Source organism: Streptomyces sichuanensis (genome assembly GCF_020328095.1).
GTDB lineage: Bacteria > Actinomycetota > Actinomycetes > Streptomycetales > Streptomycetaceae > Streptomyces > Streptomyces cinnamoneus.
The window spans coordinates 49,351-58,264 of sequence record NZ_JAIXMK010000081.1 but is presented as its reverse complement, the minus strand read 5'-3'; the positions used below and the strand labels follow the sequence as shown (position 1 = coordinate 58,264).

Annotated in this window: 6 protein-coding genes; 1 reads left to right on the top strand and 5 read right to left on the bottom strand. The window is 74.4% G+C overall.

Annotated features, from left to right (window positions below; translation table 11 throughout):
• Positions 1 to 112: 112 nt before the first annotated feature.
• A complete protein-coding gene (locus LE181_RS22095; protein WP_225663255.1) occupies positions 113 to 973 on the top strand; it encodes a class I SAM-dependent methyltransferase in 861 nt (286 codons plus the stop codon).
• Between the two features lie 36 nt (positions 974 to 1,009).
• Here LE181_RS22095 and LE181_RS22090 read toward each other — a convergent pair whose 3' ends face one another.
• Genes LE181_RS22090 through LE181_RS22070 form a run of 5 tightly spaced genes read right to left on the bottom strand, consistent with a single transcriptional unit; the run spans position 1,010 to position 8,913 of the window.
• The gene (locus LE181_RS22090) at positions 1,010 to 2,074 is read right to left on the bottom strand and encodes a class I SAM-dependent methyltransferase (RefSeq protein WP_225663254.1); all 1,065 of its coding nucleotides are present in this window, start codon (positions 2,072 to 2,074) and stop codon (positions 1,010 to 1,012) included.
• Positions 2,071 to 3,252 (bottom strand): glycosyltransferase, encoded by a 1,182-nt coding sequence (locus LE181_RS22085; RefSeq protein ID WP_225663253.1) that lies wholly within the window; start codon positions 3,250 to 3,252, stop codon positions 2,071 to 2,073. Before LE181_RS22085 ends, LE181_RS22090 begins: the two co-directional genes overlap by 4 nt.
• On the bottom strand, positions 3,249 to 4,043 hold the full coding sequence (locus LE181_RS22080) for an alpha/beta fold hydrolase (RefSeq protein ID WP_225663252.1): 795 nt from the start codon (positions 4,041 to 4,043) through the stop codon (positions 3,249 to 3,251). Before LE181_RS22080 ends, LE181_RS22085 begins: the two co-directional genes overlap by 4 nt.
• The gene (locus LE181_RS22075) at positions 4,040 to 4,360 is read right to left on the bottom strand and encodes an acyl carrier protein (protein ID WP_225663251.1); all 321 of its coding nucleotides are present in this window, start codon (positions 4,358 to 4,360) and stop codon (positions 4,040 to 4,042) included. Before LE181_RS22075 ends, LE181_RS22080 begins: the two co-directional genes overlap by 4 nt.
• Complete coding sequence (locus LE181_RS22070) at positions 4,357 to 8,913, bottom strand: type I polyketide synthase (RefSeq protein WP_225663250.1); 4,557 nt, start codon at positions 8,911 to 8,913, stop codon at positions 4,357 to 4,359. The genes LE181_RS22075 and LE181_RS22070 overlap by 4 nt, the downstream gene beginning before the upstream one ends.
• Position 8,914: the final 1 nt, after the last annotated feature.

Genomic DNA, 8,914 nt, shown 5'->3' with positions numbered 1-8,914 from the left:
TGGATGTGTTCACCGCTCGATTGACGGCCGCTCAACGACCGTCCGCGAGTTCGCCGTATCCGCGTCAGGCCCCCGAGCCACCGGCCCGGCTGTGTAGTGTCAGGGCGTGACGATGGGCGCTGAGCACGGGCAGGGTAGCGATGCCACAGCTACGGCCAAGGTCAAGGCGGAGTTGAGCGGCCTGCCGGAGACGTTGCTGTGGACCTTGTGGAACCGGGCCTGTGAGGCGGAGCACGCCGATCCGGTGCTGGACGATCCGATGGCCGGGGCACTGGTCCGGAAGCTCGACTACCCCTTCGAGGAACGGCTGGGGCCTCCGCATCCGCTCTTCTCCCAGGTGCAAGGGCTACGCTCCCTGACCTTCGACCGGGCGGTGCGGCAGTACACCGAGCGGCATCCGGAGGCGACCGTCGTCGCGCTCGGCGAGGGCCTGGAGACGGGGTTCTGGCGGGTGGACAACGGGCGGCTGCGCTGGCTGAGCGTCGATCTTCCGGAGGCCGTCGGGTTGAGGCGTGCCCTGCTGCCGGAGCACTCGCGGGTGCGGGTACTCGCCCGGTCCGCCACCGACCTGAGCTGGCTGGACGAGGTCGACGCCCCGGAGCGGGGCACGATCGTGACCGCGCAGGCGTTGATGATGTATCTGCGGCCCCGCGAGGTGAGGGACATCATCGCCGCGTGTGCCGACCGGCTGCCCGGCGGGGTACTGGTCCTGGACTCGATGCCCCGCTGGATCACCAGACTGACGCGCGAAGGGAAGATCCGGATCGGTGAGCTGACCATCCCGCCGATGCACTGGTCGATGGCGCCCGGTGACCGCTCCCGGCTGTACGCGGTGCACCCGCGCATCACGGACGTGCGGGCACTGACCATGGCGCGCGGCCGTGGGGTGACGGGCCGGCTCATCCAGTACCAACACCTGGTGCCGGCCTTCCGGTCCATCTCCCCCGCGGTGACGCTGCTGCGGTTCGCCTGAACCGCGCCAGGTCGGTGCCGGCCGCGAATGCGGTGGTCAGTCCGCGGTTCCGTTGCGTGCCACGATCCGGTACGCATTGGAGAGTCGCGTACGGCGGAGGAGCGGAGCGAGCAGCTGTTCCGCGCCGTACACACCGGCCAGCAGGGGGACGGCCGACCAGAACAGGGCCGCACGGGCTTTGCGCTGGGGACCGCTGGGCGGGGCGGCGTGCCAGGGGTCGTCGGCGGGCGGCAGGGCGTGGGCGAGGGCGAGGACCGCGGCGCCGGTGATGTCGAACGGGATGTGCGGTTCGTGCCGTTCGACGGCGACGACGGTGTAGCCGAGAGCCTCCAGTTCGCGGCGGAGGTTGGCGAGCGGGATGAGGTGCAGGTGCTGGGGCTGGAAGTAGGGCATCCACCAGCGGCCCAGGATCCCGCTCGACAGGCACTCCGGGTCCGGGACCTCGATGATCAGGTGACCGTCGGGGGCGAGGACCGTGCGGGCGGCGGTCAGTTCCGCGCGCGGGTCGGTGGTGTGCTCCAGGTAGTGGAACATGCTCACCGTGTCGTACGTGCCCTCCAGCTTGGGGGCGAGGTCGGTGAGGAGGCCGCGGTGCGCCTCGGCGATCCGGCCCTGGCGCTTGCCCTCCTCGACTCCTTCGCTGACGTCGAGACCGTCGAAGACGGTGGCCGGAAGAACCGTCCTGGCCGTCTGGGGGAAGTGCCCGTGCCCGGTGCCGACGTCCAGCCAGCGGCGGGGGGTGCCGAACGGGAGGAAGGCACGGGCACTGGCGAGATAACGCTTGTGGTTGCCCTTGCCGTTGAAGACCCATTCCGCCAGCTCGGCTCCCAGGCCGTCGTAGAAGTCCCGGTAGTAGAAGTCCAGACCCTCGGGCGTGAGCTGCGGGTTCTGGAAGGAGTGGGAGCAGTCGCGGCACTGGTCGATCACGAAGGTGCCGGGCTTGTGCTGGAGCAGGTCGACGGTGCGCAGCCGGGTCCGCAGGCGGGAGGAGTCGCACCAGGGGCAGGTGGTGCGCCTGGGCGCGTGGAAGCGGTCCGTGCCGAGGGCGAGTTCGCGCTGGTAGTCGACACGGAGCCGGTCGACCTCCTGGGTCCGGTTCATGGTGTTCCTGGTTCTCCCTGTCGTGTGGTGGCGGCGAATGCTTCGAGGTGCGTGGCGGCCGCGGCGGCGCCTCCCGCGGCGCGGAAGGACTGCCGGACGCGGCGGGCGGCCGCGCGGTACCGGGGATCGGTGAGGACGGCGTCCAGTGCGGCGCCGATCGTGTGGCGGTCGCTGCGGCCGAACCGGATCCTGACCCCGGCACCGGCTGTGGTGAGCTGTGCGGCGATCACGGGCTGGTCGTCCCGGATGGGGGCGGCGACCAGGGGCACCCCGTGCAGCAGGGACTCCGCGACGGTGTTGTGGCCGGCGTGGCAGACGACCGCCGTGGCCCGGGGCAGCAGGGCGAGTTGCGGCAGGTGCCGTACGGCCAGCAGGGTGTCGTCCGAGGTGCCGTCGAGCGCCCCGCCCGGGTCGGCGATGACGGCCTGGAGGCGTGGTGCCCGGTCCCGTACGGCCGCTGCGCACTCGGTGAGGAAGCGGCCGCCGATGTCGGTGTTGGCGGTTCCGAGGGACACGAGGACGGTGGGCCGGCCGGGGGCCAGGCGGTCCCAGGGGAAGGGTGCGGGGTCGGGCCGTCCGGTGAGGGCGGGGCCCACGAACCGGGTCTGCGGGGGCGCGGTGCACTCCCCCGTCAGGGCGGTGGTGGTGAAGGCGAGGACGAGCCCGGGTGAGAAGCGGGGGTCGTGGGTGCGCGCCGGGTCGCCGAGGGCGTCCCGCAATCCGGCCAGCACTCCCTGGATCCATTCCTCCACCTTCGGGGTTCCGGCGAGTGCGCCGGAGAACTCGGCGGAGGTGGTGGCGGAGGTCGCGCAGGGGATGCCGAGCCGTTCGGCGGTCAGGGTCCCGGCGAGCGCCTGCTGGTCGGCGACGATCACGTCCGGGCGAAAGGTGGCGGCGGCCCGTTCCACGCCGGGCGCCATCGCGGTGGCGAGCGGCCCGAGGAAGTCCTGCCACAGGAAGCGCAGTGCCGCGACCCCGCGGAGTCCCGGCGGTCGGCGCAGGTCGTGGGGTGCCGCGCAGGGGTGGATGTCGGCGTCGGGCCCTGCCAGCTCCTCGACGAGTCCGGGGAGCCCGGCCCAGGCGACCCGGTGGCCGCGGCGGGTGAGTTCGGCGGCCACCGCGACGGCGGGGTTGATGTGCCCGACGAGCGGCGGCACGACGAAGAGGAATCGCCTCATACGCGAACGGCCTTCGCCCGGTGCCGGTGCCCCGTGCGGATCCAGTCGAGCATGAGCGTCCCGACGGTCCGGGGGTCGCCCACGAGGACGGAGTGGCCGTGGCCCGCGACCTGGTGGGTGCGGCAGTTGGGGAGCAGGGCCTCCAGCCGGGTGGCCGTGTCCGCGAGGTCGGAGGTGTTCCCGTAGACCGCGAGGACGGGCACGTCGAGGTCCCGCCAGCGTTCCTCGGCGGGTATCCGGCTGGTCGCGATGTCGGCGGCGATCGTCGTCTCCTGCAGCAGCGGGCGGGCCCGCCGTACGAGCCGGGCGGAGTGCCGGCCGTAGTTCCGCTCGATCCAGGGCAGGGCCCGCCCGTCGCGGAGTCTGTTCGCCGAGTCCTCGAGGAGGGTGCTCATCTTCGTGGCCCAGGCCGCGGTGGGCGGCTCGGACTCCACGACGAGGAGGCTGGCGACCCGGTCGGGGTGGCGCAGGGCGTAGTCGAAGGCGACGGTGCCGCCGAAGGAGTTCCCGACCAGGTGGACCGGCCCGGTGGTGTCCATGCCGTCGACGAGGGCGGCGAGGTCGCCGGTGAAGTCCTCCAGCCGGTAGCCGCTGGGGGGACGTTCGCTGCGGCCGTGGCCGCGCTGGTCGTACATCACCACGTCGTGTCCGGCCTCGGCGAGCGCCGGCGCCACGGTGAAGTAGTAGCTGGTCAGGTTGTCCGTGGCGATGCCGTGGACCAGGACGGCGGTGTCCTCGCCGGGTCGTCCGATGCGGGCCACGTTCAGGCGCGGGCGGCGGGCCGTCGTCACCTCGGGCGCCCTGCGATGTAGCGGACGAGCTGCCCGGCGGAGAGCTCGATGATCTCGGTGAGTTCGAGGGAGGCGAAGAAGGCCGGGAAGTCGACCCGGTCGCCGTAGCGGCGTCCGAGTTCGGCGGTGAGGGTGACCAGGTCGATGGACTCCAGGTCGAGGTCCTCGACGAAGCGGGTGTCCATGGTGACGGCCGTGCCCTCAAGGGCGATCTCGGGGACGACGGCGTGCAGTGCCTCCGTGAGCTCGGCGAGGACGGCGCACTCGTCGGTCCCCGGGAGGGGGGTGACGGCGTCGGGCGTGGGGGTGGTGGTCATGAGGGCTTCTCCTCGTGGTGCTGCCGGTGGGGGTCCTCGGTCCAGGCGACGACGTAGCGGCGGGGGCGCAGGCCCGGCGGGTTGCCGACCTCGGCGAGGGAGACGGAGTGGGTGCGGCCGGAGGGCGTACGGACCGTCATCCGGTCTCCGTCCGCGGTGGTGACGCGGAAGTCGCGCGGTCTGCCGCGCAGACCGGTGCCTTCGGCCTTGGCCGCGGCCTCCTTGGCCGTCCAGAAACGGACGAGGGTGCGCGCGCCGCAGCCGAGGCGGTCGTGGAGCGGGAGTTCCTCGGGGGCCAGGACCGTGTCGCGGGTGGCCTCCGGCCGCTCGGTGATCTCCTCGATGTCGATGCCTGCGGGCGCGGCGCCCGCCGGGCGGGCCAGGGCGACGGCGGCTTCCGCGCAGTGGGCGAGGGAGAGGTCCAGGGGCGGCAGTTCCCGGCCGTGCACTCCTTCGGGGTGCGGCCGGCCGGTGTCGTCGTTGCGCACCCGGATCTCGGCGGGGAAGACGGGGCCGGCGCCGTGCTGCCACAGGTGGTGGCGTACGGCGTCCTTGGCGGCGATCCGGCCGAGCAGCCACTGCGGTCTGCCGCGCGCCGGACGGGCCGCGTAGGCGTCCCGTTCGGCACCGCCCAGCAGGTTGCGCATCATCAGCTCGCGGGAGGCCGGGTCGGGCCAGTGCTCGAAGACCAGGTGCCAGCCGCCGGGCTGGATCCGGGCGAGGGTGCTGTCCTCGGGTCTGCGGCGGAAGGCGTCGGTGGCGGGCGGCGAGTCGAACCGGCGGTCCTCCCAGCCGGTGATCTCGCACCAGACGGTTCCGCGGTGGCTGAGCTGGATGTCGGCCACCAGCCGGGTCTCGGTGAGGGTGGTGATGCGGACGTGGCAGTCGAGGCGCTCACCGGCCGCGGGCTCCGGGCCGTGGAAGCGGATCTCGTGGATGCCGACCGGCAGCACGACCGTGCGGTCGGGGCGGGTGGCCATCAGCCAGTAGCCGAGGAGCTGTCCGGCGTTGTCGAGGAGCGCGCCGGGTGCGGGGGGTGCGGTGATGACGCCCCGGACGTGGCGTGCGCCGAGCCCGGTGATCGCGGTGACGCCCTGGAAGAGGGGGCCGTGGAACATCCAGCGCTCGTCGTACATCCGCCGCGCCGAGACGGTGGGCGCTTCTTCACCGGCCGGGACGGGCCAGAGGGCGGGCGGTGCCGGGTGGCGGGGTGCGGTTTCGGTCTCCGCGCGCGCGTACCGGCCGAATTCGACGGTGTGGCAGGCGGGGCGGCCGGGGACGGTCCGGACGGCCGTGGTGACGTCGACGGCGGGCTCGGCGACCAGCCAGGCGAGGAAGCGGGCGTCGCGGACGGCGACCGTGACACCGGTGCCGGCTGCGGCCGCGGCCTCGGTCATGTGCCCGATCATGGTCGTCGCGGGGACGACGGGCCAGCGGTCGGCGAGGTCGGGCCAGTCCGGCCGCTGGCGGTAGAAGCAGTGGTCGGTGAGGTGGGGCATGGTGTCGAGGGCCACCCGGAGCATGGTGGTCCGGACAGGGTCCGCCGCGTGGGGCGGTCTCGCCGGGCCGGAGGCGGCCCCGGTGGCCGGGACCGTCTGAGGCGGCAGCGGGGCCGCCGCGGCCGTGCGGGGGGCGGGGCCTTCGGTCGCGTCCTGGAACGCCGGAGGGGCCGCCGCGGCCGTGCCGGGGGCGGAGTGCGCCGCGAAGAGGGCCGCGGCCGTGTCGGCCGTCTCGGTCAGCAGGGCGCGCAGCTGGGCCGCCTCCGGGAACCGCCCTGCGGCGGCGTCGAGCTGACCGGTGCCGGGGTTTCCCCCGCCGGTGAGGGCGTCGCGCAGCTCCGTGCGGAGCCGGTCCCGGGTGGCGGGTTCCAGGTGGACGGGTCCGGCGTCCAGGCCGAGCCGTACGTCCGGCCGGGCCGGTGCCGCGGGCGGCAGGGGGACGGTGCCGGTGGAGCGGCCTCCCCCGGGGGCCAGGGCGGCGAATTCGGGCTCCGCCCCGTACGCCCACAGGCCGGCCACCGCCCGGCGCAGCTGGCCCAGGCCGTCGCCGTCGGTGCTTCCGGCCGTGACCGCCAGGTGCTCGCGGTCGGCGAGGATGTCGTCGACGAGGGCGGGCAGCTGGCCCTGGCCCGCCTGGACGAAGGCCCGGAACCCGGCCGTGTGGAGGGATTCGACGAGTCCGCGGAACCGCACCGGCTCCAGGAGGTGACGCACGGCCAGCTCACGGACCTCCGCCTCCCGGTCCGGGAACGGCGCGCAGGTGGTGCCCGACCAGACCGGCGCCGAGGGGCGGTGCAGGGTGAAGCGCCGCATCGCCTCCCGGATCGGCCCGAGGTAGGGCGCCAGCATGGGTGTGTGGAAGCCGGACGCGAAGGGCAGCGTACGGCCGAGCACGCCCTCGCGGCGCAGCCGTTCCGTGACCTTCTCCACCTGGGCCGCGGGGCCGCAGGCCACGGACTGGTGCGGGGCGTTGTCGTGGGACAGGACCACGTCGCCGGTCCCGGTCAGGGCCGCCTCCACCTGGGCGGCGGGCGCTCCGTAGGTCACGAAGACCAGGTCGGGGACCCGCAGTGCCAGGGGGTCGAAGTCCCTCAGGAAGGCGTCCACTTCCTTGTCGGCGAAGATCCCGCCGACGGCCATGGCGGTCCACTCCCCCACGCTGTGCCCGGCCAGGGCGTCGGCGCCGACGCCGGTGCGGCGCAGCGCGGTGGCCAGGAGCCGGCCGAGGTCGACGACGGCGGCGCCGTGCTCGGCGACGGCGCCGACGCGGGCCTGCTGCCAGGTGGGGCGGGGCAGTCCGAAGTGGCGGGCGACGTCCTCGCCCTGGGGGGTGAACCCGGCCTCCAGGCCGGGGAAGAGGAAGGCGGTACGGCCGCCGGCCGGTCCGAGCAGGGGCCGGGGCGCGAACCACACCTCGCGGCGGCCTCCCCACGCCGTGCCGCGGGCGGCCACTTTGCGGGCCAGTGCGAGACGGTCGGCGCCGGGCCCGGCCACGACCAGCCGGGTGCCCCCGGCGCCGGTGTCCCTTCGGGCGCGCAGTTGGGCGTCGTCGGTCGCGAGGAGTGCGCGCAGTTCCTCCGTGCTGTCCGCCGCGATCCGCAGGACCGGTTCGGGCTCGTCGACCCGGAGCGTCGTGGACGCGGACCGTCTCTTCCCCGCCGCGGGGCGGAACTCCTCCAGGACCACGTGGGCGTTGATGCCGCCGAAGCCGAAGGCGTTGACCCCGGCCCGGCGCACCTCGGCCTCCCAGGGGCGGGCCACCGGGGACGGGCGGAAGCGGGTGGCGAGCAGCCCGGGGTGGGGGTCGTCGCAGTGCAGGGTGGGCAGCAGCACCTGGTGGTGGAGGGCCAGCGCGGCCTTGACCAGGCCCGCGGCGCCCGCCGCCGGCATGGTGTGGCCGATCATCGACTTGACCGAGCCGATCACCGCGTCCGGTTCGCGCGGGGTGCCGAACACCCGCTGCAGCGTGGTGATTTCGGCCGCGTCGCCGTTGGGGGTTCCCGTGCCGTGCGCTTCCAGCAGGCCGATCGCGCCGGGCGCGGCGGGGTCCGCGCCGGCCGCCTCCCAGGCGAGCCGGACGGCCCGGGTCTGTCCGTCCGGGTCCGGGTTCACCAGGGCGGCGGCGCGCCCGTCGCCGGCCACTCCGGTGCCCCGGACCACCGCGTACACCCGGTCGCCGTCGCGCACGGCGTCGGCGAGCCGTTTGAGGACGAGCACCGCGGTGCCCTCGCCCATCAGCACACCGTCCGCGTCCCGGTGGAAGGGGCGGATCCGCTGTGTCGGGGAGAGGGCGCCGAGCCGGGTGAACACCGTCCACAAGGTCACGTCGTGGCAGTGGTGCACGCCTCCGGCGAGCATCACGTCGCAGCGTCCCGCGGTCAGCTCGCCCACGGCCTGGGCGACCGCCAGCAGGGAGGAGGCGCAGGCCGCGTCGACCGTGTAGGCGGGACCGCGCAGGTCGAGCCGGTTGGCGATGCGGGAGGCGGCGAAGTTGGGGACCAGGCCGATGACGGCGTCGGGGCTGTCCGGTCCCAGGGCCTCTTCGAAGGCGGTACGGACCCGGGCCAGCCGCTCCTGGCCGAGCCCGGGCAGCAGCTCTCCCAGCGTGCGGGTCAATTGGCCTGCGGTGCGGACGCGTTGGTCGAGCCGCGCCAGCCCGGGCGTGAGGTAGCCGCCGCGGCCCAGCACCACTCCGACCCGTGCGGGGTCCACCGTGGAGAGGCCGCCCGCGTCGGCGATCGCGGCGGCGGCCGTGTGCAGGGCGATCAGCTGGTCGGGCTCGGTGGCCGGGACGGAGTCCGGCATGATGCCGAAGGCGACGGGGTCGAAGCCGGTGAGCCGGTCGTCGACGAAGCCGCCGCGTCGGCAGGAGAGGGCACCGGAGCGGTACTCGTCCTCGTCCCAGCGCCCCGGCGGCACCTCGGAGACGGCGTCCACGCCGGTGAGGAGGTTGTGCCAGTAGCAGTCCAGGTCGCCCGCGCCGGGCAGCACGACCGCCATGCCGGTGACGGCCACCGGTTCCTGTGCGGGGTTCCCGGAACGACCGTGGTTCACC

Coding starts and splice junctions, on each gene's coding strand:
- LE181_RS22095 (WP_225663255.1), top strand. CDS start 113: ATGGGCGCTGAGCACGGGCAGGGTAGCGATGCCACAGCTACGGCCAAG.
- LE181_RS22090 (WP_225663254.1), bottom strand. CDS start 2,074: ATGAACCGGACCCAGGAGGTCGACCGGCTCCGTGTCGACTACCAGCGC.
- LE181_RS22085 (WP_225663253.1), bottom strand. CDS start 3,252: ATGAGGCGATTCCTCTTCGTCGTGCCGCCGCTCGTCGGGCACATCAAC.
- LE181_RS22075 (WP_225663251.1), bottom strand. CDS start 4,360: ATGACCACCACCCCCACGCCCGACGCCGTCACCCCCCTCCCGGGGACC.